The organism is Algoriphagus formosus (assembly GCF_002807035.1).
GTDB classification, from domain to species: Bacteria; Bacteroidota; Bacteroidia; order Cytophagales; family Cyclobacteriaceae; genus Algoriphagus; species Algoriphagus formosus.
Genome location: NZ_NIUC01000001.1, coordinates 183,152 through 207,608, shown reverse-complemented (window position 1 = coordinate 207,608; position 24,457 = coordinate 183,152). Strand labels below are relative to the sequence as shown.

20 protein-coding genes are annotated in these 24,457 nt (G+C 42.0%); 13 read left to right on the top strand and 7 right to left on the bottom strand.

Going from position 1 to position 24,457, the window contains the following annotated elements; genetic code table 11:
• Positions 1-45: 45 nt before the first annotated feature.
• Both CDH51_RS00935 and CDH51_RS00930 read left to right on the top strand, forming a co-directional pair.
• Positions 46-1,296, top strand: a complete 1,251-nt coding sequence (locus CDH51_RS00935; protein WP_100627766.1) for an aminotransferase class I/II-fold pyridoxal phosphate-dependent enzyme — start codon at positions 46-48, stop codon at positions 1,294-1,296.
• 99 nt (positions 1,297-1,395) lie between these two features.
• The gene (locus tag CDH51_RS00930; RefSeq protein WP_035475384.1) at positions 1,396-1,572 is read left to right on the top strand and encodes a histone H1; all 177 of its coding nucleotides are present in this window, start codon (positions 1,396-1,398) and stop codon (positions 1,570-1,572) included.
• 63 nt (positions 1,573-1,635) lie between these two features.
• Here the strand turns inward: CDH51_RS00930 and CDH51_RS00925 are convergent, their stop codons facing one another.
• Positions 1,636-3,477, bottom strand: a complete 1,842-nt coding sequence (locus tag CDH51_RS00925; protein WP_100626847.1) for a M1 family metallopeptidase — start codon at positions 3,475-3,477, stop codon at positions 1,636-1,638.
• Positions 3,478-3,643: 166 nt separating this feature from the next.
• Here CDH51_RS00925 and CDH51_RS00920 point away from each other — a divergent pair, with 166 nt between their 5' ends.
• The gene (locus tag CDH51_RS00920) at positions 3,644-6,766 is read left to right on the top strand and encodes a VPS10 domain-containing protein (protein WP_100626846.1); all 3,123 of its coding nucleotides are present in this window, start codon (positions 3,644-3,646) and stop codon (positions 6,764-6,766) included.
• 295 nt (positions 6,767-7,061) lie between these two features.
• Here the strand turns inward: CDH51_RS00920 and CDH51_RS00915 are convergent, their stop codons facing one another.
• Positions 7,062-7,571: a hypothetical protein gene (locus tag CDH51_RS00915; RefSeq protein WP_232724720.1), complete on the bottom strand. Its 510-nt coding sequence runs from the start codon at positions 7,569-7,571 to the stop codon at positions 7,062-7,064.
• A gap of 121 nt (positions 7,572-7,692) precedes the next feature.
• On the opposite strand from CDH51_RS00915, the gene CDH51_RS00910 reads away from it, so the two are divergent.
• Together CDH51_RS00910 and CDH51_RS00905 are read left to right on the top strand one after the other, a co-directional pair.
• Positions 7,693-9,285 (top strand): ATP-dependent DNA ligase, encoded by a 1,593-nt coding sequence (locus tag CDH51_RS00910; RefSeq protein WP_100626845.1) that lies wholly within the window; start codon positions 7,693-7,695, stop codon positions 9,283-9,285.
• The gene (locus CDH51_RS00905; RefSeq protein ID WP_100626844.1) at positions 9,275-11,734 is read left to right on the top strand and encodes a ligase-associated DNA damage response DEXH box helicase; all 2,460 of its coding nucleotides are present in this window, start codon (positions 9,275-9,277) and stop codon (positions 11,732-11,734) included. Before CDH51_RS00910 ends, CDH51_RS00905 begins: the two co-directional genes overlap by 11 nt.
• Here CDH51_RS00905 and CDH51_RS00900 read toward each other — a convergent pair.
• The 4 genes from CDH51_RS00900 to CDH51_RS00885 all read right to left on the bottom strand — a co-directional run bounded on the left by CDH51_RS00900 (position 11,731) and on the right by CDH51_RS00885 (position 16,896).
• A complete protein-coding gene (locus CDH51_RS00900; RefSeq protein ID WP_100626843.1) occupies positions 11,731-13,176 on the bottom strand; it encodes a TrkH family potassium uptake protein in 1,446 nt (481 codons plus the stop codon). The genes CDH51_RS00905 and CDH51_RS00900 overlap by 4 nt on opposite strands.
• A gap of 2 nt (positions 13,177-13,178) precedes the next feature.
• Complete coding sequence (trkA, locus tag CDH51_RS00895) at positions 13,179-14,525, bottom strand: Trk system potassium transporter TrkA (RefSeq protein ID WP_100626842.1); 1,347 nt, start codon at positions 14,523-14,525, stop codon at positions 13,179-13,181.
• 120 nt (positions 14,526-14,645) lie between these two features.
• Positions 14,646-15,884 carry a DNA recombination protein RmuC gene (locus CDH51_RS00890; RefSeq protein ID WP_100626841.1) on the bottom strand — a complete coding sequence of 413 codons (1,239 nt, stop codon included), beginning with the start codon at positions 15,882-15,884 and terminating at the stop codon, positions 14,646-14,648.
• Positions 15,874-16,896, bottom strand: a complete 1,023-nt coding sequence (locus CDH51_RS00885; protein ID WP_100626840.1) for an alpha/beta fold hydrolase — start codon at positions 16,894-16,896, stop codon at positions 15,874-15,876. The genes CDH51_RS00890 and CDH51_RS00885 overlap by 11 nt, the downstream gene beginning before the upstream one ends.
• 79 nt (positions 16,897-16,975) lie before the next feature.
• Between CDH51_RS00885 and CDH51_RS00880 the strand changes: the two genes are divergently transcribed.
• From CDH51_RS00880 to CDH51_RS00865, 4 genes are read left to right on the top strand one after another with little or no spacing between them, the layout of a single operon-like run.
• Entirely contained in the window at positions 16,976-18,226 is a 1,251-nt protein-coding gene (locus CDH51_RS00880) for an Nramp family divalent metal transporter (protein WP_232724719.1), read from the top strand.
• 35 nt (positions 18,227-18,261) lie between these two features.
• Positions 18,262-18,810: an RNA polymerase sigma factor gene (locus tag CDH51_RS00875; RefSeq protein ID WP_100626839.1), complete on the top strand. Its 549-nt coding sequence runs from the start codon at positions 18,262-18,264 to the stop codon at positions 18,808-18,810.
• A gap of 34 nt (positions 18,811-18,844) precedes the next feature.
• Positions 18,845-19,210, top strand: a complete 366-nt coding sequence (locus tag CDH51_RS00870; protein ID WP_100626838.1) for a hypothetical protein — start codon at positions 18,845-18,847, stop codon at positions 19,208-19,210.
• On the top strand, positions 19,207-19,644 hold the full coding sequence (locus tag CDH51_RS00865) for a hypothetical protein (RefSeq protein WP_100626837.1): 438 nt from the start codon (positions 19,207-19,209) through the stop codon (positions 19,642-19,644). The genes CDH51_RS00870 and CDH51_RS00865 overlap by 4 nt, the downstream gene beginning before the upstream one ends.
• A gap of 26 nt (positions 19,645-19,670) precedes the next feature.
• On the opposite strand, the gene mscL is transcribed toward CDH51_RS00865, so the two are convergent.
• Positions 19,671-20,096 carry a large-conductance mechanosensitive channel protein MscL gene (gene mscL / locus CDH51_RS00860; protein WP_100626836.1) on the bottom strand — a complete coding sequence of 142 codons (426 nt, stop codon included), beginning with the start codon at positions 20,094-20,096 and terminating at the stop codon, positions 19,671-19,673.
• Between the two features lie 158 nt (positions 20,097-20,254).
• Between mscL and CDH51_RS00855 the strand changes: the two genes are divergently transcribed.
• From CDH51_RS00855 to CDH51_RS00840, 4 genes are all read left to right on the top strand, one after another.
• Positions 20,255-22,303, top strand: coding sequence for a S9 family peptidase (locus CDH51_RS00855; RefSeq protein ID WP_100627763.1), 2,049 nt, complete (start codon positions 20,255-20,257; stop codon positions 22,301-22,303).
• Between the two features lie 92 nt (positions 22,304-22,395).
• Positions 22,396-22,767: a methylglyoxal synthase gene (locus CDH51_RS00850; protein WP_100626835.1), complete on the top strand. Its 372-nt coding sequence runs from the start codon at positions 22,396-22,398 to the stop codon at positions 22,765-22,767.
• Positions 22,767-23,753 carry a 6-phosphofructokinase gene (gene pfkA / locus CDH51_RS00845; RefSeq protein ID WP_026946524.1) on the top strand — a complete coding sequence of 329 codons (987 nt, stop codon included), beginning with the start codon at positions 22,767-22,769 and terminating at the stop codon, positions 23,751-23,753. Before CDH51_RS00850 ends, pfkA begins: the two co-directional genes overlap by 1 nt.
• 97 nt (positions 23,754-23,850) lie before the next feature.
• Positions 23,851-24,396, top strand: a complete 546-nt coding sequence (locus CDH51_RS00840; RefSeq protein ID WP_100626834.1) for a hypothetical protein — start codon at positions 23,851-23,853, stop codon at positions 24,394-24,396.
• Positions 24,397-24,457 lie beyond the last annotated feature (61 nt).

Below are 24,457 nucleotides of genomic sequence, written 5' to 3'. Positions count from 1 at the left end.
ATTTTAAAACCGAAAAATTATTGCTTAATCATAAATAATATCACCTTGGATTTATTTGCAAAACTACAAACCAACCTAGGTCCACTAGGCAAACATTCAGCTTGGTCAGACGGGTACTACATGTTTCCAAAGCTAGAAGGAGAGATTGCACCCCGCATGATGTTTCAAGGTCGAGAGGTCTTGACCTGGTCGCTGAATAACTACCTAGGACTAGCCAATCACCCTGAAGTTCGTAAAGCTGACGCTGATGCAGCTGCTAAGTGGGGAGCTGCCTATCCAATGGGCGCTCGAATGATGTCGGGACAGACTACCCTTCACGAGCAGCTTGAAAGTGAGCTCGCTGAATTTGTAGGAAAAGAAAAAGCATACCTACTAAACTACGGCTATCAAGGTATCATGTCGGTAATCGACGCCCTACTTGATCGTAAGGACGTCGTAGTATACGATTCAGAATGCCACGCCTGTATCATCGATGCTCTAAGAATGCACATGGGTAAACGATATGTGTATCCTCATAATGATATCGAAAATGCAGAAAAGCAATTGGAAAGAGCGACCAAGCTTGCAGCAGAAACAGGCGGAGGTATCCTTTTCATTACGGAAGGTGTCTTCGGAATGACTGGTGATCAAGGCAAGTTGAAAGAGATTTGCGATCTGAAGAAAAAGTTTCAATTCCGTCTTCTAGTGGATGATGCACATGGTTTTGGTACTTTGGGTAAAACAGGTGCTGGTACACATGAGGAGCAAGGAGTAATTGATGAAGTGGATTTGTACTTCTCCACTTTTGCCAAGTCTATGGCTTCTATCGGAGCTTTCATTGCTGGTGATGAAAAAGTAATTCACTACCTACGCTTTAATATGCGTTCCCAAATTTTCGCCAAATCACTTCCAATGATCTTGGTAGAGGGTGGTTTGAAGCGATTGGAACTACTAAGAACACGACCTGAGCTTAAGGATAATCTTTGGAAAATCGTCAATGCCCTTCGAAAAGGACTACATGATGAAGGTTTCAGCACTGGAAAATCAAATTCTCCTGTGACGCCAGTAGTACTAAATGGTACTGTAGGTGAAGCTGCGGCCCTTTCGCATGATTTGAGAGAAAATTACAACATCTTCTGTTCAGTAGTGATTTACCCTGTAGTACCTAAAGGCATGATTATCTTGAGGTTAATCCCGACGGCAGTTCATACTTTAGAAGATGTAAATGAAACTGTAAAAGCTTTTGCAGCAGTGAAAGAAAAACTGACTAGTGGTCAATACAGGAATTCTGAACTTGCCATTACATTTGGTGAGTAAAAAATTTTCAAAAAAAAGGCCATTAGGATTGAAATAGTAAGTATTTGGGCTATATTGACCCTATAAAATTATCATCAACCTAAAAAAACTACTTTTACTATGAGCAGATTTGACGAAGTAAAAAATCTTGTAATGGACCTCGAAGCAGATTTCGATAAGTTCTATTCTAAAGGAAATCAGGCAGCTGGTACACGTGTTCGTAAAGGCATGCAAGACTTGAAAAACCTAGCGCAAGATATCCGTAAGGAAGTACAAGATATGAAGAACGCTGGTTGATCCCACTGACAATAAAAAAGGTGACCAAATGGTCACCTTTTTTTATGCCTAAAAAGTAGAGTCTTAAAACTCTACTTTATTATTTTCTGGCTGTACATCCGCCATTCGCTTGGTTGGATCAATTTCAATTGATTTAATAGTCTCTAGATTTCTATCGATGACAAGCGTCTTTTCTAGATTAACCCAAGCCCATTTTTCGGTATGAATGCGTGTAGGAGTTCCTTCCTCCTGAGCTTTCTCTCCCCTCATGATGACCAAAGGTAAATAGATTGACTCCTGAGAGCCATCTTTATACGTAATGACCAAATCCACAGGCATAGGCATCAGCCCTACTCGCTGAAGCGTAAGCTCTGTTTTATCTCCGTTCGGCTTAACTTCCTTGATCGCATAATCAATAGTCTTGGTGGTAAAGACAAAATATTCCTTGTACCAGTCTAGCTCCAAGCCACTTTCTTTTTCCATGATTCGGATTAAATCATTCACGTTTGGATGTTTGAACTGCCACTCATTGAAGTATCGAAGTAGTCCACGGTCCCTTACTTCTGCTCCAATCACATAGCCCATCTGCTCCATGAAAACAGCACCCTTGGAATAAGCTGCAGCACCATAGGCACGGTTTGTATGATAGTGGTCTGAGTGCGTAGCTAAAGGTTCTTCCAGTCCAGAAGCGACCAAACCGAAATACCCACGGTAACTACCAGCATGAACATTAGATCTGCCACGTGACATGATTTCTCCCATAGTCAAATTCGTCGCATAGGAGGTAAAACCTTCATCCATCCATGGATACAAAGACTCATTGGTAGCCAAGACCCCATGATACCAGCTATGTGCTAATTCGTGAACCATCACCCCTACTAAAGAAGGCAAGCTTCGCTCGCCGGTAACTAGAGTTGACATAGCATACTCCATTCCTCCATCTCCACCTTGTACTACAGAAAACTGCTTGTAAGGATATTGACCAAAATGCTTGGACATGTATTCGATCGCCTTTGGGGTGAATTCTTTCAGTTTCTCCCAATTCTCAGAAGTTTTTTCCCCAGGAATAAAGAAATGGTGAACGGTGATTCCATTATCCATCACCACCTTATCGTGTTGGTATTTTGGATCTGCTCCCCACATGAAATCATGAACCATTGGAGCTTTGAAGTGCCAAGTAAGTGTTTCACCCGTTGGTTCAGGGACAGTTACACCTTCATCTTGGTATCCATGACCAATTTCATTCGGATTCTGTAAGTATCCCGTACCTCCAATAGTGTATTCCTTATCGATGGTGATTTTCACATCAAAATCTCCCCAAATTCCATAAAACTCCCGTCCGATGTATGGATTGGCATGCCAACCTTGCTCATCGTAGTTAGCCAATTTGGGATACCACTGTGACATGGAGTAGCGAACTCCTTCTTCAGAATCACGACCAGATCTTCTGATCTGAACAGGGACTTGCCCATCAAATTCTAATTCTAAAGTAGCTTGGGAATTTGGCAAAATCGGCTCAGGAAGCGTCACTTCCAGGATGGTACCCACTTCATTAGCTTCGGCAGTTTTCCCGTTAACTTTCAGGTTTTTTACATGCAGATATCCGATCTCATCAGGAGAAAGCTTTGAAATCCGATCTCCCACCCGACGGTCTGGGTCAGCAATCGTACGAGACCGCACATCCATCATACTTCCCGGCTGGAAAGCATTGTAGTACAAATGATAAAAAACTCGATGCAGCGTGTCAGGCGAATTGTTGGAATAAACCAAGCGCTGCGTACCCTGGTACTGATTGGTGTTCACATCCATGGATACCTCTATCTGATAATCCACCGCTTGTTGAAAACGACCAGTTTGAGCCCAGGCTACTGAACCAAATAGGAATAGAAAAAGCCCCAAAACAGGCTTTTGAAAACGATTCGACATAAATTTCTAATTTTTTCTTAAAGAAAAGGAAAAATGCTCTGACCCTCCAAACCGATAATCAATTTTTAGGACTAACTTCCTGTTCAGCACATTTTCTTTCCACTGGCATAAAAATTAAAAATGCCGGGAATAGTTTTATTTTATTTATAAAAAAATCACCAATTCTATGAGAAAACTCTTTACCCTCTGGCTGATGCTCCTTTTGGGCTCAACAGTCATTGCACAAGATGTGGACATGGACCTTTTCAAATCCATGAAAACAAGAAATGTGGGACCTGCAGGGATGAGTGGAAGAATCACAGCCATTGATGCTGTAGATGATAATCCTTCCATCATTTATGCTGGCTCTGCCTCTGGCGGACTTTGGAAATCTACATCAGGTGGCATCCATTGGGAGCCAATCTTTGATGAGCAGGTTGTCCACTCCATCGGAGCTATTTCCATTTATCAGAAAAATCCTTCTGTCATCTGGGTTGGAACAGGAGAAGGAAACCCAAGAAACTCTCTAAATCTCGGTTACGGGGTTTACCGATCTTTAGATGCAGGTAAAACCTGGGAGCTGATGGGCTTGGAAAAAACTAGGGCCATTCACCGAATCATTGTTCATCCTGACGATCCCAACACCGTTTATGTTGGAGCGATCGGATCACCTTGGGGAGAGCAAGAAGACCGAGGTCTTTACAAAACCACAGACGGCGGGAAGACTTGGAATAAGATTCTTTACCTCGACGAAAAAACGGGCGTGGGTGAAATGATCATGGATCCCAATAATCCAAACAAGCTGTTTGTCAATATGTGGCAGCATCGCCGATATCCATGGTTTTTTGAATCAGGAGGACCTTCTTCTGGCTTGTATGTGACCTACGATGGTGGCGAAAACTGGAAAAAGCTAGACGATAAAAACGGACTTCCAAAAAGCGAATATGGTCGAATGGGTCTTGCCATTTCAGCTTCTAACAGCAACAAAGTGTATGCTTTGGTTGAGTCAAAAAAGAATGCACTCTACGTCTCTGAAGATGGCGGAGAAAACTTTAAAATGATCAATGACAAGCCGGAAATTGGTGATCGACCATTCTACTATTTTGAAATTCACGCTGATCCGAAAAATGAAAACCGTATCTACACGCTCTACTCTCGGGTAGGAATGAGTGAAGACGGTGGAAAGTCTTTTACACAGTTATTACAATACCAGGGAGTCCATCCCGATCACCATGCTTGGTACATTAATCCTAATGACCCAAAGCTTATGATTGATGGAAATGATGGAGGATTGAACATTACCCGCGATGGAGGAAAAACCTGGTATTTCGCAGAAAAGCTGCCTGTTGGTCAGTTTTATCATGTCAATGTAGATAATGAACTTCCCTATAATATTTATGGCGGCATGCAGGATAATGGTTCTTGGGTAGGCCCATCCTACGTCTGGCGAAGAGATGGTATTCGAAATACCTATTGGCAGGAAATCTCCTTCGGCGATGGATTCGATGTGGTGCCGCATCCAGCAAATTCACGATTTGGATACACCATGTCGCAGGGAGGAAATCTTTCCCGTTTTGACAAACTCACAGGCCACAATCGATTTATCCGTCCTACTCATCCGGACAAGGATGTATTCCTTCGATTTAATTGGAATGCTGCGATTGCAGAAGATCCTCACAACGTAAATGGTGTGTACTACGGATCACAGTTCTTGCACAAGTCTACCGACAGCGGCGAAACTTGGGAAATCATTTCCCCTGATTTGACTACCAATGATTCTACCAAGCAGCGTCAGCAGCAAACTGGAGGTCTTACATTTGATATCACCGGTGCTGAAAACCATACGACGATTATTTCCATCGCTCCTAGCCCTGTAGACTCGGATGTAATCTGGGTAGGCACTGATGATGGCAATCTTCAAGTCACTCAGGATGGTGGCGAAAACTGGACTAATGTAGCATCTAAGCTTTCCGGACTACCTAAAGCAAGCTGGATCGCTCAGATTCAAGCTTCCAAGTATGCTGCCGGAGAAGTTTGGGTGATTGCCAATAACTACCGAAACAATGACTTCACTGCTTATGCTTATCACAGCAGCGATTTTGGGAAAACTTTCACACGGATAGCAGACGATTCCAAAGTCTGGGGCTATACGCTTTCCATTAAGCAGGACCCTGTAGAGCCTAACTTGGTTTTCTTGGGTACAGAATATGGTTTATATGTTTCCTTTGACAAGGCAAAAACCTGGAATAAGTGGGAGCATGGCTATCCTAAGGCTGTTTCTACTTATGATATGGCTATTCAGGAACGTGAAGCTGACCTTGTGATCGGGACATTCGGGCGATCCATGTGGGTACTCGATGATATTCGTCCATTGCGGATTTTCGCAGCAAATAATGGAAGCCTTCCAGCTGCCAAAATCACTGCAGTTCCCGCTCCAGATGCTTATCAAGTGGAAATTCAACAACCACATGGGGAGCGCTTTCCGGCGGATGGAAAATATGCAGGCGAAAATCGTGAGACAGGCGGCCGCTTGAGCTTCATTTTGAATGATGACAAAGAAAAGCTAGATACCGTTACCGTCATTATCTACAATCAAGCTGGCGAGCAAATCCGCACGCTGAAGACTACTCCTGAAAAAGGAGTCAATCGGGTAAATTGGAATCTCGATAGAAAGTCCACTGCTGAATATTATGGAGAGCGAACCAATAGAAACAGATTCTTTGAGCCTTCTGGAGGAGATGTCATCCCTGGTACCTACAAAGTAGAATTTGTCTATGGGGAGGAAAAAGCTGAAACCATGATCACTGTTCATTCGGATCCAAGAATCGAAGCAAAGATTGCGGATCTTCAGGCAAAGGATGCATTCATGAAGGAAATGGAAGCTTTGCAAAGCAAAATGAACAAAGCCAATCATCAAATGGATGAAGCTGAAAAGACCATCAAGAAAGTTCAGGACATGACCAAAGACCTAGACTCTGAGGAAGCAAAAGCACTGGCTGAGGCTGCTAAAGAGATCAAGAAGAAACTGGAGACAGTCAAAGAAGCCTTCAACGGACCTACTCGAGAAGGACAGGGCATCGTAAGAAATCTTTACCCAACTACCATGACGCTTCAATTTGTACCAAGACGCTATGCCGGTAGTTCTTATGCTGCTCCAGGCCCAACAGAACAGCGAACGCTAAACCACGCGAAAGAAGCTGCTGCAGAGGCAATTGGCGTTCTAGAGGAATTCTTAAATGGCGATTGGAAAGCTTTCGAGGAGAAAGTAAAAAGCACAGAAATTGACTTATTCGAGTCGGTGAAAGACTAATTTGATTTAATGTTGAGAGCAGGAAGCTTGAAGTTTTAAGAATAAAAAACTGAAATCAACCTATTTCAAAACAATCAAGTTAAAACCAAAATAAGAGGCTGTTCTAAATGAGGACAGCCTCTTTTTTATCTGCAAACTTTAATTCGCTTTGATGGATAATTTCTAAGACTTTGGTAAATCAAATGTAAGAATGTAGGGAATCAAGTTGGTTGAAGTATTGCAAATCCAGAAAGAAATTCCCTTAGAAACAAAAAAGCACCCTTTTGAGGTGCTTTTCTAAATGTCATTAACACTATTAAAAATCCTTACCGCAAACTGCCATTTTGGAGGGATCGAAAACAGACTGCTCAGCTGCTAAACCAATATCACCCGCTACCAAGATAACTTCGTAATCTGGTCCATCATTCGCTAAGTGAATTTTGACATGCCCATCAAATAGCGCAAAATCCTCAAAACTCAATCTAGATCCATCAGATAATTGCTCAAGAACGGTCACGCTTTGAAGTGAATTTGAAGGGACAGAATTCAGTACAAAGGCAATCGGAGCATCCTGCAATTGATAGTTTCCGAAATGAAGGTGTGCGGGATAACTTACATTGGAATTGCTGTTTGCACCATCTAAGATAATACTCAGTTCCAGCTTTCCTCCTACCAGTTCTTTGACAGTCAAGGTGCCATTAAAATCAAAGTCTGAAGACTTATATAATTCGTATTCAGCGACTTTTCCCGTGTAAGTATCTGGCTCGGGATCACTACAGGCAAACCCCAAACCTATTATCATTATACTCAGAAGTAACTTTTTCATGCTTGTTCAGTTTTCATAGCTAAAACGTCAGATTTACAAAACCTGTTCGTTTTCACATAAAATTATTGATTTTCGGCAATTCCTTGCTGACTAAAGTCACATTATCCTTCTAAAATCCAGAATGAAATATTTTTCGCAATTGATCACACAGCTCGATCAGTCCAATAAGACCAAAGATAAATTGGCCGCATTGGATCAATTTTTTCACGCTGCTTCTGATCAGGACAAAGTTTGGGCTATTGCGATTTTCACTCATCGAAGGCCAAAAAGACAAATCGCGACAAAGCAACTCCGCGAATGGTGCATGGAAATGTCAGAAACTCCAGCTTGGCTTTTTGAAGAATGCTACCATACTGTTGGAGATCTAGCCGAAACGATTTCACTCTTACTCCCCCTTCCTACCCAGACCCATGAGCTGGACCTGAGTGCCTGGATTCAAAAACTACAGAATCTTAAAGGACTCGATGATGAAGATAAAAAGGCATTTCTAATTGATTCTTGGAGTCGGCTGGATAGAATGGAGCGCTTTGTTTTCAATAAAATAATCACCGGAGGATTTCGAATCGGTGTCAGCCAAAACTTGATCACACAAGCACTTGCAAATTTCCTCGATCGGGAAAAATCCGAAATTGCTTATGCCCTAATGGGAAATTGGGATCCTGAGAAAATCAGCTTTCAAGATCTATTTGACCAAAGCCAAAATCAACAGGATTTATCCAAACCCTATCCATTTTTCTTAGCCCATCCTCTAGAAACTGAACCTCAAGAACTTGGATCTTTGGATGAATGGCAGGCTGAATGGAAATGGGATGGAATCCGTGGTCAGATCATCTCTCGAGACGGTGAAGTATTCATTTGGAGCCGGGGCGAGGAGCTGGTCAATGAAAAATTTCCCGAGTTGGTAGAATTTGCCCTTCAACTTCCAAGCGGAACCGTGTTGGATGGAGAGATATTGGCTTTCCAATCTGGACAACCCCTACCATTTTCCCTACTTCAAACTCGAATCGGAAGGAAAAATGTCTCCAAAAAAATCCTGAAAGATGCACCGGTGAGCTTTTTGGCTTATGACCTTTTGGAGTGGGAAGGCCTGGATTTTCGAGAGAAGCCACTATCGACAAGGAGAAGTCAGCTAGAATCCTTATTTGCTCAAGTTGATCACAGTCATTTTGAACTTTCCGACCCTTTGACTACTGAGTCTTGGGAAAAATTAGCCATCATCCGTGAAGACTCTCGTGCGCATTTCGCAGAAGGACTGATGCTTAAACACAAAAAAAGTCCCTACGAGACCGGTCGAAAGCGAGGGAATTGGTGGAAGTGGAAAATCGATCCGCTTACCATTGACGGGGTGATGATTTATGCTCAAAAAGGTCATGGAAGAAGAGCTGATTTATACAGTGATTATACCTTTGCAGTTTGGGATGGAGATCAATTAGTCCCCTTTGCCAAAGCCTACTCAGGGTTAACTGACGCCGAAATGCGGGAAGTGGATCAATTTGTAAAAAAGAATACCAAAGAACGCTTTGGCCCGGTGCGTACGGTCAAACCTGAATTGGTATTTGAAATTGCTTTTGAAGGAATTCAAGACAGCCCCCGTCACAAAAGTGGGATTGCACTTCGTTTTCCACGAATTTTGAGGTGGAGAAAAGACAAACCAAAAGAAGAGGCCAATACACTACAAGAACTCCGATCCCTACTCGACCTTTATGGAGGATAAAAACCTAGAACCAGCATTAACATACTTCCGAGCTAAAAATTGGGAAGCCTTTGAATTCCAGAAAACTGCCTGGAAGGACTACCTCGATGGTAAATCAGGTCTACTCAATGCTCCTACAGGGTCAGGTAAAACTTTTGCACTTTGGTTTGCTGTCATTTTGGATTTCATCCGAAAGAATCCTAAGGACTGGAAAAGCAAAAAGAACAATGGGCTTCAACTCATTTGGATGACTCCACTCCGCGCTTTGTCTCAAGATATCCAAAAAGCCATGCAGGAGGTCTGCTATGCGATGGATTTACCTTGGCACGTAGCTGTGAGGAATGGCGATACCGATGCCAAAACCCGGGCTGCACTCAAGCGAAAACCACCGGAAGTATTGATCACAACTCCCGAGACCCTACATATCCTGATTGCTCAAAAAGATCATGAAAAGCTTTTCAAAAACCTTCAGTGCGTGGTGGTGGATGAATGGCATGAGTTGGTTGGAAATAAGCGTGGCGTCCAAGTTCAATTGGGTCTGGAGTACATCCAATCCATTTGTAAACATACTTTTCGACGTTGGGGCATTTCGGCCACTATTGGAAATATGGAGGAAGCTGCCAAAGCACTTTTGGGTACTAAGCTTCCCATTCACTTGGTAAAAGCTGAAATCGATAAACCCATTATTTTGAACTCGATATTTCCTCCAGAAATCGAGAAATATCCTTGGTCAGGACATTTGGGCATTCGGATGATGGAGCAGGTCATTCCCATCATTGAAGCAGGACGGACGGTTTTGCTTTTCACTAATACCCGATCACAAACTGAGATTTGGTATCAAAAGCTTCTAGAAGCCAGACCCGATTGGGCTGGATGGATCGCTATGCACCACGGTTCGCTGGACATGAAAGTCCGGGCTTGGGTAGAAGACTCCCTCCATGAAGGACGGTTGAAGTTGGTCGTTTGCACCTCAAGTTTAGACTTAGGGGTCGACTTTAGGCCAGTAGATCGGGTCATTCAGGTGGGTAGTCCTAAGGGTGTGGCAAGGTTTATTCAGCGCGCCGGAAGAGCGGGACATCAGCCAGGGCTCCCTTCGGAAATCTTTTTTGTCCCAACAAATTCATTGGAATTAATAGAGGCAGCCGCATTGAGAAATGCTATCGAATCCGAGAGTCTGGAGTCCCAATTCCCTCCTGAAATGCCCTATGACGTTTTAATTCAGTTTTTAGTGACGCTTGCAGTCGGTGTAGGATTCCGTAAAGAGGATGTTTATCCCATCGTGAAAAATACATTCTCTTTTAAGGATTTGAGTTCGGAGGAAATGGATTGGCTGATTCGGTTTATTACCCAAGGGGGCGATTCACTTAGCAGCTACGAGGATTTTTTGAAAGTAATCCTTGATGAGGATGGGCTTTACAAAGTAAAAAATAAGCGGATTGCCATGAAGCATCGGCTTTCAATGGGTACGATTGTATCCGAACCCATGATCAAAATCAAATTTAAAAATGGGGCATACCTTGGTACAGTCGAAGAGTATTTTATCACCAAAATGAAAATAGGCGATAGATTCTTTTTTGCTGGGAGGTCACTTGAATTATTAAAAATCAAAGATCTGACTGCCACTGTAAAGGTATCTGAGAAAAAGACTTCCAATGTCGTGAGTTGGATGGGTGCTCGAATGTCGCTTTCATCTATGCTAGCCGACCAAATTCTTCAAATCCTTCAAGAATACAATCAAGGACTGATGAAATCAGAGGAAGTCCGGCAGATAGCCCCTATTCTCGATCTGCAAAGCAAGCTTTCGGTTGTTCCAGACCCTGATACTTTGTTGATTGAGTCTTTTCAGAGTAAACAAGGTTATCATTTATTCTTTTACCCCTTTGAAGGTCGGATGATTCATGAGTTGATGAGCGCTATGATCGCCTATCGGATTTCTGTCAGTTATCCGGTGACCTTCAATATGGCTATGAATGATTATGGATTTGAGCTACTTAGCGACAGCCCCATCGAGATTGAGGAGATTTTGGAGGAGGATATTTTTACACTAAAAAACCTAGAAGAGGATGCGCTGCTTTGCGTAAATGAAAGTGAAATGTCACGTAGGAAATTCAGAGAAATAGCAGGAATATCAGGCTTAGTCTTTCAGGGTTTTCCCGGCAAACAGGCCACTTTCAAACATATTCAATCTAATTCAAGCTTGCTTTTTCAGGTATTTGAGCAATATGATCCGGAGAACTTACTCCTCAAGCAAGCTCAAAAAGAGGCTTTGAATCAACAAATGGAGCAGGAAAAGTTTGTCAAAGCAGTCAAGAAGATCAATCGAAAACGAATCGATATTCGCTATCCGGTTCAGTTTACTCCCTTTTCCTTTCCGATCATGGTCGATCGGCTCAGTCGTACCACCCTATCCTCAGAAAGCTTAGAAGATCGAATTGCTAAAATTCAAGCTCAGTTCGAAATCCAGGATTAATTGGTTCTCCAGAAAAACGGAGTGAATAAGATTAAAAGCGTGAAAAGCTCCAATCTTCCCAAGAGCATGATAAAAGAGAGGAAGATTTTCGCTATCGGAGAGAAGAAGGCAAAATTATCCACTGGGCCGACCTGACCTATAGCAGGACCTACATTTCCAAGACTTGTAGCTACTGCCCCGAGGGAGGTTGCCAAATCATAACCCATCAGCGAAAGTGCTAAAGAACCCAGCACGAAAGTCAAAAGATAGATCAACAGGAAGTTCATGATATGAGTGATAATCCTACCCGTTACACGATCTCCATTAATAACGAGCGGTACCACTGCCCGCGGGTGAATCAGTCTTTTGAACTCCAACCAGGAGTTCTTGATAAACGTGAGGTGTCTTACAAATTTGATCCCACCTGCTGTAGAACCTGCAGACCCTCCTAGGAAAAGTAGCATGAAGAAAATAAAAGTCGCTCCTTGTCCGTATTGGGTGTAATCATCGGTCACATAACCCGTAGTAGTAACAAGGGAAACAACCTGAAAAAGGGACTTCCGAAATGCTAATTCGTAATCGTTACCTCCTGCAGCAATGGGGTAAAACAAAATAACGGCAAGTGCCAAAACGGCAATAGTGTAGGCTTTGAACTCGTCGCTTCGTAGGACACGACGCACTTTACCCATCAATCCAAAATAGATAATCGTAAAGTTGGTCCCTGCCAAAAACATGAAAAAGATGGCTACATATTGAATAAAAGCCGAATCGTAATAAGCCATAGAGGCATTTTTGGTAGAAAATCCTCCCGTAGCCATCGTGGTTAATCCATGATTAATGGCATCAAAAAAGGTCATCCCCCCTACCCAATACAACAAGGTAGCTGAAAGCGTCAAACCGACATATACATACCAAAGTCTCTTTGCTGTTTCAGAAATTCTAGGGTGAACTTTATCGGAAGTGGGACCCGGTGATTCCGCTACAAAGAGCTCAATTCCCCCAATTCCCAACAGCGGAAAAATAGCTACTGTCAATACGATGATACCCAAACCACCAATCCACTGTGTCATGCTTCTCCAAAAGAGAATCCCTTTGGGCATCACTTCTATATCTGTCAAAATAGTCGCTCCAGTCGTAGTCAGGCCGGAGACCGTTTCAAAAATAGCGTCTTCGAAGGATGGGATTTGATGACTCAAAATGTAAGGCAACATCCCAAAAAGACTCATAAAAATCCAGCTCAAAGCAACGATGAGATAGCCCTCCCGCTTTCGGATGTTTTGGTCTTGTTTGGAAAAGGATAAAAATAGAATTGCCCCAACCAATCCAGAAATCCCCATGGAAATCAGAAGTGGCCAGGCATTCTCATCGTAATACCATGAAAAACCAACTGCAGGAAGCATAAGCAGTGCAATAAGCACCAATAATGCTCCCATGATTTTGGCAATTTCCCGATGGTGAATCATACTTAGTTAAAAAGTTTTTCTAATGAACTCTTGGCCTGAGGAAGTGCCAAAACGATCGCCTTATCATTTAATTGCAATTGGAATTCACCATCCGGAATAAATACTTCTTCTCCTCGAATGACTCCTGCGACAATCGCCGTATCCGGGAAATGAAGATCTTTCAGTGGGTTTTTGGTCAAGCGATTGTTTTTAGAAACTGAATACTGAATAAACTCAGCATCTACTCCATAAATCCCCGAAACCGCTTCAACGGTTCCTTTTCTGAGATATCGGGATATCTCATTTGCAGCTACCAATTTTTTGTTGATCAAAGAATCAACTCCAATGCTATGCGAAATATGAATATATTCCCGAGTATCGACGTGAGCGATAGTCTTATACACCCCGTGATTCTTTGCAGATAGACTGGTGATAATATTGGTCTCAGAAGACTCAGTCAAAGCCAAAAAAGCATCCATTTGCTCCAAGCCTTCTTCAATCAGCAATTCAATATTTTTATAGTCACCATTGATTATCAAGGTATTGGGAAGTTGCTCTGCTAGCCACTTACAACGTTCCTTATCTCTATTGACTAGGGTAACTCTAAAATGATCTTCTAGCCGAAGGGCGGTGGTCAAAGCCATATCATCTCCACCGATAATCATGATATTCTTGACTTCTCTTTTCTTTTGACCGATCAGCTCAAGGATACTTTCGGTGTGTTTTTTGGTAGAAATAAAAAACACGTGATCGTGATTCCGAATGATATTACTTCCCCTCGGGATAATAGTTTTCTGATCACGCAGAATGGCAATAATCCGAATATCCTCAAAAATCGGATTGGAACTCATGTCCATAATCCGTTGATTTACAAGCGGATTAGACTCATCCAATGTGACACCTACGATATTTAGCTTTCCACCTTCAAAGTCAAAAACCTCCGTAAAACTGGAGTTCTGAATCATATTGAAGATCTCCTTACTGCAAAGCATGGTAGGAGAAATCAGGTTATCTATTCCTAGATTATGAAAAAATTGAATATTCTCACTGCTTTGGTAAGAGTGATTTCTTACTCTAGCCATGACCATTTTGGCTCCTAGTTGCTTGGCTAAAACAGCGGCTACGATATTGGTTTTTTCAGACGTAGTGACTGCCAAAAGCATACTGGCATTCGAGACATTGGCTCGTTGAAGAACATCAATGGAGGTGGCATCCCCCATCACCGTCAAGACATCTAGCTTTGAAGAAACATAATCCAGTACTTCTCGCTCTGTATCAATCAGTGTGATATCCTTATTGTCATAACTCAATTGCTCGGCAAGGTGGTAACCCATGTCCCCCGCTCCAGCAATGACGATGTGCATCCCCATAGAATTGGTTCTGGTGATAAAACTGACGGCAAAGTTAATAGCTTTCTACATGGTAATCAGGAAATAGGAGAAAAATTTGAAGAATTGGACTATAAAGCGAATTAAACTGAAATAGGTAAACTATTCTGATTCTTTTAATAGCCTGTTACTATCCTCCTGCGGTATCTCTTGTACATCCTTGAGTTTCCGCTGAATCACGCGTGTCCGGACTCCAACTAGCTTATCCAAATCATCATTCGCCTCCTGAAGTTTTTTCTGCGTGCGCTCGATGAGTGTTCCAAACTTGGAGAATTCAGTTTTCACAGCACCCAAAATCTGCCAAACTTCGGAACTTCGCTGTTGAATAGCCAAAGTCTTGAAACCCATTTGAAGACTATTCAAAATCGCTGAGAGTGTGGTAGGGCCAGTCACCAAAACTTTGTACTCTTGTTGGATTTCTTGTGCGAGACCGGGATGTCTGAGCACTTCTGCATAGAGACTCTCGACAGGGAGAAATAAAATAGCAAAATCTGTCGTGTAAGGTGGATTTAAATACTTGGATTTAATGTCCAGAGCCGATTTTTTAATCGCTCTGACCAATTCAGCACGATAATACTCTACTTCAGAAACATTGCCACTATCGTATGCATCCACTAGTCGCAGATAGGATTCCTGAGGAAATTTAGCATCAATTGGGAGTAAAACCGGTTCTTCATTTCCCGGCATCTTCACCGCAAACTCGACCCGCTCACGATTACCTTTTCCAAGTGAAGCATTGTTCAAGTACTGCTCTGGTGAAAGCATATTTTCCAATAAAGCTTGAAGTTGATACTCTCCAAGCACTCCACGGCTCTTGACATTACTCAGCACTCGCTTCAGGTCTCCTACTCCATTTGCTAAATGCTGCATCTCTCCAAGTCCTTTTTGAACCGCCTGAAGCTGCTTTGACACCAATTCAAAAGAATGCCCAAGCCGTGCTTCCAATGTCTTTTGAAGTTTTTCATCCACAGTTTCACGGATTCTCTCAAGTTTCAATTCTGTGCTTTTTTGCAATTCTTCCTGTCGCTGATGGATGGATTGCAGCTTTTCCTTTTGTAATGCATTCAGGTCTTTAATATTTTGCCTGAAGACCTCTGCAAAATTCTTGATCGATTCCTGTTGATCTCGGGAAGTCGACCGAAGTGAGTCAAATACCAATCTAAATTGGGCAAGTAGATCTTGCCGATTTTCTTTTCTTCCTTCCAAAAGGCTTTGATTCACCTCTTCTTTTAGCTGTCGAAAGGCGTCATTTTTCGAGCCTGAATAGCGCGACCAAATCAAAAAAATGAAAATTAGAAGTTGAAAAAGAAGAACAAGGATCAATAAATAATCAGTAGGCATAAGTCAGGAAATTTGGCTCATCAAGGTACTTGGGCCTGATCTCAACTCCCAAAAAGGAAAGGTATTTTGAGACAGTCTCTGTCGGGATTTCTTCCATAGGCACATGGCCAGCCTCATCAAAGATTACCAGAGAAGATCCTGGAATGGCTTTTTCCAGAAGATATGCTTGGGTTACGGGGATCCAAGTATCCTTTTTGCCCCACATGATCAATGTAGGCATGGTAAGGCGCTTAAAATCAATATCAGAATTCCGCGGAGATCGAAGTCTATCCAGTGTTGCCTGCCGATTTCCCTCTGAAAGCATCAGCTCAAAATATCGATCTACGGCTTCTTTGGAGATTTTTTCTTCATCCCCATAGACTTGTTTTAGGTTCATCGCAAAAAGAAACTTAGGGGTGCATTTCAATAAAACTTTAGAAAAAACCGGATGACCCGCCAACTTAAAAATCCAAGCTCCACCACCTCGACTGGAATTAGTATTTGAACCTGATTCAATACTTCTCGGCTCAGGTCTGGGAGCTCCTGATGCGTCGATAAGATTCAAAGAAAGTACACGATCCGGCCTGGTACTCGCCACTTGCATGGCTACGGCTCCTCCCATTGAGTTTCCTGCTATATGAAACTTCGGAAGATTCAATTTATCTGCGAGTCGAAGTATCAGTTCGCTGTAATCCATGATGGAGTACCGCTGCAATTCATCCGGACCTGTCAATCCATGCCCTGGAAGATCCACAGAAATAGTCATGAAATAGGGACTAAGCTCCTGCTGCCATTGATCCCAGGTGTGCAAGGAAGAAAAACTACCATGAATCAAAAAAACAGGAATACCTTCTCCAAGGAAACGAACATGCAGATTTATTCCATCCAATTCTATGAAATGGGACTCCGGAAGACTATACTTCGCCACAATTTCATCCTTTGGAATATCATTCCTAAAAAGAAGGAGCAGAAAAAAAACAAAAGACAAGAAAATGACAGCAACGATTTTGAAGCTAATTTTCAACCAATTCATAGAAATATCGAGTAAATAAGAATTTTATGAATCTATAACAAAAATTCTACCCAAAAGGCTATTTTTCCGAAAAGGAAAATTGTCACCCATCAAAAATCTCCTCCAAAATATCGGTCCCGGACCACTTGTAGCAGCAGCTTTCATCGGACCAGGAACAGTCATGGTCTGTACACTTGCTGGCTTCAATTTCGGTTTTGAATTACTTTGGGCTTTGGGTTTATCCGTATTGATTACTATTGTCCTTCAAGAGACCTCAGGAAGAATTGGGATTGCTACGCAAAAAGACCTGGGCGAGCTTGTCAGGGAAAGTACAGGTCCTTTCATTTATAAATCGATCCAAATCCTATTGATTTTTTCGGCGATTGTGTTGGGAAACATCGCCTACGAATCCGGAAATATCACCGGTGCTAGATTAGGCTTGGAAGTATTTATTTCTTTGCCAAAAGTTGATCTAGCTGGACTATCCTTGGACTTGGGTAATCTTTTTATAGGATCGCTTGCCTTTGCTATGCTTTGGTTTGCCAAATATCGATCCATTGAGCGATTCTTGGTTTTCCTGGTGATTTTGATGTCCATTTCATTTATCTGGACGGCTATTGCTTTGGCACCAAACTGGTCAAAAGTGGCTGGTGGTTTTATCCCAAGAATTAATGCTGAAAATCTCACCAATGTGGTAGCATTGATTGGAACGACGGTAGTTCCATACAACCTATTTCTCTATGCATCCTTGAGCAAAAACAAGTGGAAGGACCGAAAAGCCTTTCATTGGATGCGGTGGGATATTGGACTGGCCGTTGTTTTAGGCGGCTTAGTATCTATGGCCATCTTGATCGTCGGGACATTCAATATGAGCGAGCAAATTCAGGACGCCCAATCCATAGCAAATGGCTTACAAGCTGTTTTTGGGAAAACGGGGACCTATTTGATGGGTTTCGGGCTTCTAGCAGCAGGTCTGACCTCCTCAATCACAGCACCTTTGGCTGCGGCCTTAGTCATTTGCGGTATTTTAGGAAAAAGCCAAGAAACTCAATCTAGACCCATGCGTCTTTCTATTTTACTTGTCATGGGTTTAGGGTTGATTTTTGCATCCTTGGGCATTAAGCCCGTACAATTAATATCCTTTGCACAGCTAGCTAACGGAGTCCTTCTGCCTTTTGTGAGTGTTTGGATCGTATGGATGGCAAGTCGAACTGCTGTCATGGGTAAGTCGAAAAGCCAAATAAGCTACCTGATTCTCTCTTACCTGATCGTTTTATTCACCCTGGTCTTAGGCTTACGTTCGATCGCCTCAGTTTTGAAATGGGATTTTTTAGAAAAATTTGTGAGCTGAATAAACCCAAGATGAAAAGTCAAGTCTAAAATTCAATGATTCAAATAGACGACCAAGATATTCTTCGGCTTATTCGTAAGCCTGAAACCAAAGATCGTGGTTTTAGGATTTTGATCGAGCAGTATCAGCGTCGTATTTATCAAGTCATCCGCCGCATGGTTTTAATTCATGAAGATGCTGATGATCTGACTCAAAATACTTTCATCAAGGCCTATAGACATTTAGATAAATTCCGAGAAGATTCCGGGCTTTACACTTGGATCTATCGAATAGCAGTAAATGAAACCCTGAGTTTTCTGGAGAAAAAGAAAAAGCGCTTTTTCTTCTCAGTGGACGATCATCAGGAAAAGTTGGAATCCTACATTGACCAGCCCGGGAGTCTTGATGGAAATGAAATCGAAAAAAAGCTGGCTAAAGCTCTCCTGACTCTACCCGAAAAGCAGCGTATAGTCTTTCATTTGAAATATCAAGAGGAAATGACTTACGAACAAATGTCCGAAGTGACTGGAACAAGTACTGGGGCATTGAAGGCGAGCTATCATCATGCAGTCAAAAAAATTGAAGAATATTTAAAATCTGAATAAACCTTCCCCTTCTCTCAGAGTCAAATAAATTGAAATGGAAAAATTACCAAAATTACCCGAATTCAAAGCCCCCGATGGTTATTTCGAAGGACTCCCAGATCAAATCCTGTCGAAAACAAAATCCAATTCGAACTATTTGTATTTGAAATGGGCGGCAGTATTTGTGTTTTTTGCTTCGATATCCATTTATTTCTTATTACCGAATTCTGAAAGCCCATCCCCTGCTGTGGCTTTGGATGAAAATATCAACCTGTATATTGATTCGGAATATTGGACAGCAGAGGATATTTTGGCAATGAGCGAAGACCCAAATGAATTACTCGATGAGCTTTTCGAAGAAGAGATGACTATTTTCGAAGAGTTTTTGGAAGAAGAAAACCTATCACCTCAGCAACAATGAAAAAGTTTGGAATATTCCTGATCCTTAACTTCTTGATTATACTTTCGGTACAGGCTCAACGCCGAGGAATTGATCGTGAAAGACTGGAAGCAGCTCGAATTGCCTTTATCACAACCAGATTGGATTTAAGCCCTGAACAAGCTCAAAATTTCTGGCCAATTTTCAATGAATTCAATGAGCAAAGAGAAGAGAAGTTAAAGCAGATTGCAAGTCTTAACCCTCGGTCAAATACCGATTCCATATCCAAAGAGGAAGCTCAAAGACTCATTAAGCAGCGATTTGAACTACAGCGGGAATTGATCGAAGACGAAGAAGCCTTTGTTCTAAAAGCTGCTACAGTGATATCCTACCAGCAAATTTTACAGCTAAACTCGATAAACCGAGAATTTGCCAGAAGCATTTATCAAAGGCAAAGACAAAATCGTAATCCATAAAAAAAGCTCCAAATGGAGCTTTTTTTTTATTGCTTTTTGAGGAGATCACGAATTTCCTCAAGTAGTACTTCAGATTTTGGCGGTGGTGGTGGCGGTGCTGAAGCCTCTTTCTTTTCTTCTTTTCGATTCATCCGATTGATGGCTTTTATCGCCAAAAAGATCACAAAGGCGATGATGACAAAGTCTACCACATTTTGGATAAACATCCCGTAATTTAATGTCACGGCAGGAGTCAGTACTTCCCCAGCTGCATCAAGTTCGGCTTCTTTAAGTGGATAAACCAAATTCTTGAAATTGACACCTCCTACTAAGAGGCCTATTGGTGGCATCACCACATCATTTACAAAAGATGTTACGATCTTGCCAAAGGCTCCACCGATGATCACACCGACAGCAAGATCGACCACATTGCCTTTCATGGCAAATTCTTTAAACTCTTTGAGCATTCCCATAAGCGTTGGATTAAGGTTGATGGTTAGTAATTAGAGAGTTAATAACTTCCTTTTTTTCAATTTTCACAATAGCCAAGTTAAAATACCTCAGAATTTTAAGAAAAAATGAACCTTCCTCCTTCATTTTGATTTGCTTTACAACCCAAAATCTCAAAAATATGAAGGCACCAATCGCCAAAAAGATAAATCACATTATAAAAACACATGGCCACGAACGAATCGATCCATACTACTGGATGCGAGATCGCGAAAACCCTGAAGTGATTAACTATTTAAAAGAAGAAAATAGCTACTTAAAAGAAGTATTAAAGGAAACAGAAGGACTACAAGATCAACTTTTCCAAGAGATGAAATCTCGGATCAAAGAAGATGACCAAAGTGTACCCTATTTCAAGAAGGGCTACTTCTGGTATTCGAGATATGAGCAAGGCTGTGAGTACCCAATTTACTGCCGAAAGAAAGGATCCTTGGAGGCTAAGGAAGAGATTTTACTGAATGTGAATGAGCTTGCCGAGGGAAAGCCTTATTGTCAAGTGAGTGGATTGGCGATAAGTCATAATCAGCGATATCTAGCCTATGGACTGGATGTGGTAGGCAGAAGAATCTATGAGGTATTTTTTAAAGACCTAGAAACAGGGGAAACTTCTAGCTTAACCATTCCCAATACGACCGGTAATATCACTTGGGCAGCAGATGATCAGCATCTTTTTTATTCAAAACAAGACCCTGAAACCCTTCGAGCTCATAAAATTTTTAGACATGAATTGTATTCTAATTCAGAAAACGACCAGTTGATCTTTGAGGAAAAAGATGAGGAATTTTCCTGCCACGTATTGAAAACCAAATCAGAGGCCTTCTTACTGATTCATTCAGAAAGCACGATTTCATCCGAGATCCGATTTGTCGATGCCAGTCAACCTTTGGGTGATTGGAAGGTTCTTCAAGGAAGAATTCCTCACCTCGAGTATGCTGCCGACCACTATGAAGATCATTTTTGGATCAGAACAAATCACCAAGCCCAAAATTTCAAAGTGGTTAAAGCTCCGGTTGACAATCCAGAATTGGAGAATTGGGAAGATTTTATTCCGCATCGAGAGGATGTCTTGATCGAGGATTTTGATCTTTTTTCAGGCTTTTTTGTCTCACAGGAGCGAAGCAACGGACTTACCCAATTACTGATCAAACCTTGGGATGGAAGTCCAGGACATGCTTTGGACTTTGGAGAAGAAGCCTACACCGCCTGGATTGGACACAACCCAGAATTTGATACTGAAATCCTACGGTTTGGCTTCAATTCGCTGGTCACTCCTGCTTCTATATTCGACTATCACATGGTCACTCGGGAGAAAAAACTCCTGAAACAACAGGAAGTAGTCGGAGGCTATGATTCTACACTTTATGAATCAGCCAGAATTTGGGCTCAGGCGGAAGATGGGGTCATGGTGCCGATCTCCCTGGTTTATAAAAAGTCAAGATTTCAACCAGATGGAAGCAATCCGTTGTTGCTCTATGCATATGGCTCATATGGCTACAGTTCGGACGCTTATTTTTCCAGTAATCGCTTAAGTCTTTTGGATCGAGGTTTTGTTTTTGCGATAGCGCATGTAAGAGGTGGAGAAGACCTAGGTAGGAAATGGTATGAAGATGGCAAACTTCTAAAAAAGCGAAACACCTTCACAGACTTTATTGCTTGCGCAAAGCACTTGATTGATGAGAATTATACTCGGGTAGACCGTTTATACGGAATGGGAGGAAGTGCAGGCGGATTACTTATTGGTGGTGTAATCAATATGCGACCGGATTTATTTGACGGGGTGATTGCAGCTGTACCTTTTGTGGATGTGGTGACGACCATGCTGGATGAAAGTATCCCATTAACTACTGGAGAGTTCCAAGAGTGGGGAAATCCTAAGTTTGAAGAGTATTATCATTACATGCTCAGCTATTCCCCCTACGACCAGGTCGAATCGAAGGCCTATCCAAATATTCTGGTCACTTCTGGATTACATGATTCTCAGGTACAATATTGGGAACCGACGAAGTGGGTGGCAAAGCTAAGAGACTTGAAAACTGACGAAAATCTGCTACTGCTTCACACCAATATGGAGGCAGGTCACGGAGGTGCATCGGGTAGATTTCAGGCCCTGAAGGAGCTAGCTATGGAATATGCTTTTCTGGTAATGCTTGCAGATAAGAAAAGAAAATAATTCCCTCAATCGACTTAACAGTTTATTGAACTGGCAAAAGATAGGAAAAGAGATTTTTTTCTAACTTTGACCCAACCTATTAAACTTAATTCATGAAAATTGCGCTCATAGCACATGATGGCAAAAAAGCCGACATGGTCCATTTTTTAAGTGGCTTCAAAGATATTTTGCATCAAGCAGATGTAGAATTAGTAGCTACAGGTACCACAGGCTCACATATTCAGAAAGCCGGTTTTGAGGTACAGCGATTATTATCAGGTCCTATTGGTGGCGATGCTCAAATTGCCGCTATGGCTGCGCAAAAAGAACTTGACATGGTCATTTTCTTTAGAGACCCCTTGGACAAGCACCCACACGAACCTGATGTGCAAATGCTGATGAGAATCTGTGATGTACATAATATTCCGCTAGCCACTAACCCTGCATCGGCTGAACTCATGTTTAAAGCGCTAACTCAAGCCTAATGGAAACTAAAGTGATTAAAAAAATCGGTGTCTTGACCTCGGGAGGAGACTCACCGGGGATGAATGCAGCCATTCGAGCAGCGGTCAGAGCAGGGTTTTATTACAACCTAGAAATGTATGGGATATACCGTGGATATGAAGGTATGATCCTGAATGACATCAAAAAGCTTGATTCCAAAAACATCACCCATGTCTTAGAACGAGGTGGAACCTTCCTAAAATCCGCACGGAGTGAAGAATTTCGTACACCAGAAGGAAGGAAAAAAGCCTATGATAATCTTCGTTCTCATGGAATCGATGCGCTGGTAGTAATTGGTGGAGATGGTTCATTGACCGGTGCTCATTTGTTTTACAAAGAGTTCGGAATTCCAGCGATTGGCCTTCCCGGTACCATTGACAATGATCTTTCAGGGACTGATTCAACTATTGGATTTGATACAGCATGTAATACAGCAATCCAGGCTATCGACAAAATCAGAGATACTGCCACTTCCCATGATCGTCTCTTTTTCGTAGAGGTGATGGGTAGAGATGCAGGATTCATTGCCATCAATGCAGGGATAGGTTCAGCAGCAGCAGCCATTTTGATTCCTGAGAAAAAGATGCCGATCGAAGATTTGGTGGAAAAGCTGAAGATTAGAACCAAGGCTAAAAAGTCCTCCAATATTGTGATCGTTGCAGAAGGTGGAAAAAGTGGTGGTGCTGCGGAGATAGCAGAAAAAGTCAAAAAGCATCTACCCTATTATGACATCAAAGTAACCATTTTGGGTCATTTACAGCGCGGTGGAGCTCCTTCATCCTTTGATCGTCTACTTGCTTCAAAGTTGGGAGTTGCAGCTATTGAAGGACTATTACAAGGCAAATACGATGTGATGGCAGGTCTAATCAACAACCGGGTTGTATTCACCCCGATCAAAAAAGCAATCGTAGATGACAAAACTGTAGATGATGATGACTTTCGAGTTGCCAAAATTCTATCTACCTAATACTTCAAGCCCGTTCAAGCGGGCTTTTTTATTTTAGACTAAAAGATTTTCATTTATTTTTTGCAGGATTTAGTGGGATTGATGTAATTTTCGATTGATGAGATCAAAATACTTTTCCAATTCCCCTCTCCTTTGTCAAAAACTGTTTTTTGCCTTGGGGTTATTTTTATTCATAACTCTCAACAGCTCGGCTCAATCCAGCGACTTCTTACTTTTGAAGCGAGGAAACAACACTAAATCCCAAATAAAATACCACGTTGGAGAACAAATAACCTACAAGAGTGCCAAACTTGGCTACTATGTCACCGATGTCATCAAGGAATTCACAGCTGACTACATCTATCTATCTGAAAATATAATCTCTCCGGAGGACATCTTAGAGGTTGACATTAGGAATAAAGACCGTAGAAACAAGACCCTAGGCGGCCTGAATTACCTGCTTTTGGGTTCTGGGGTCTTACTTTTCACAGTAGATGGCGTCAACTCTCTTTACCAACAAGGAGAGCTTACGATTGACCGGAATGTCAGTATTATTAGCGGAATTTTAGTGGGCACTGGCTTAGCATTGCTACCGGTCCGTTACAAGACATTCAGAAATACGGGTAGAAATCGAATTCAAATCATTCAAATGCGAATGAACTGAGCATTTTTACTTGGCAAAGGCAGAATTTTTTGAGACTTTTGCAGCTTTATAATTTAAACTT

Bases quoted from the DNA above. Each gene is read 5' to 3' on its own strand.
- CDH51_RS00930 (WP_035475384.1), top strand. From the start codon at position 1,396: ATGAGCAGATTTGACGAAGTAAAAAATCTTGTAATGGACCTCGAAGCA.
- CDH51_RS00925 (WP_100626847.1), bottom strand. From the start codon at position 3,477: ATGTCGAATCGTTTTCAAAAGCCTGTTTTGGGGCTTTTTCTATTCCTA.
- CDH51_RS00920 (WP_100626846.1), top strand. From the start codon at position 3,644: ATGAGAAAACTCTTTACCCTCTGGCTGATGCTCCTTTTGGGCTCAACA.
- CDH51_RS00915 (WP_232724720.1), bottom strand. From the start codon at position 7,571: ATGAAAAAGTTACTTCTGAGTATAATGATAATAGGTTTGGGGTTTGCC.
- CDH51_RS00910 (WP_100626845.1), top strand. From the start codon at position 7,693: ATGAAATATTTTTCGCAATTGATCACACAGCTCGATCAGTCCAATAAG.
- CDH51_RS00905 (WP_100626844.1), top strand. From the start codon at position 9,275: ATGGAGGATAAAAACCTAGAACCAGCATTAACATACTTCCGAGCTAAA.
- CDH51_RS00900 (WP_100626843.1), bottom strand. From the start codon at position 13,176: ATGATTCACCATCGGGAAATTGCCAAAATCATGGGAGCATTATTGGTG.
- trkA (WP_100626842.1), bottom strand. From the start codon at position 14,525: ATGGGGATGCACATCGTCATTGCTGGAGCGGGGGACATGGGTTACCAC.
- CDH51_RS00890 (WP_100626841.1), bottom strand. From the start codon at position 15,884: ATGCCTACTGATTATTTATTGATCCTTGTTCTTCTTTTTCAACTTCTA.
- CDH51_RS00885 (WP_100626840.1), bottom strand. From the start codon at position 16,896: ATGAATTGGTTGAAAATTAGCTTCAAAATCGTTGCTGTCATTTTCTTG.
- CDH51_RS00875 (WP_100626839.1), top strand. From the start codon at position 18,262: ATGATTCAAATAGACGACCAAGATATTCTTCGGCTTATTCGTAAGCCT.
- CDH51_RS00870 (WP_100626838.1), top strand. From the start codon at position 18,845: ATGGAAAAATTACCAAAATTACCCGAATTCAAAGCCCCCGATGGTTAT.
- CDH51_RS00865 (WP_100626837.1), top strand. From the start codon at position 19,207: ATGAAAAAGTTTGGAATATTCCTGATCCTTAACTTCTTGATTATACTT.
- mscL (WP_100626836.1), bottom strand. From the start codon at position 20,096: ATGGGAATGCTCAAAGAGTTTAAAGAATTTGCCATGAAAGGCAATGTG.
- CDH51_RS00855 (WP_100627763.1), top strand. From the start codon at position 20,255: ATGAAGGCACCAATCGCCAAAAAGATAAATCACATTATAAAAACACAT.
- CDH51_RS00850 (WP_100626835.1), top strand. From the start codon at position 22,396: ATGAAAATTGCGCTCATAGCACATGATGGCAAAAAAGCCGACATGGTC.
- pfkA (WP_026946524.1), top strand. From the start codon at position 22,767: ATGGAAACTAAAGTGATTAAAAAAATCGGTGTCTTGACCTCGGGAGGA.
- CDH51_RS00840 (WP_100626834.1), top strand. From the start codon at position 23,851: ATGAGATCAAAATACTTTTCCAATTCCCCTCTCCTTTGTCAAAAACTG.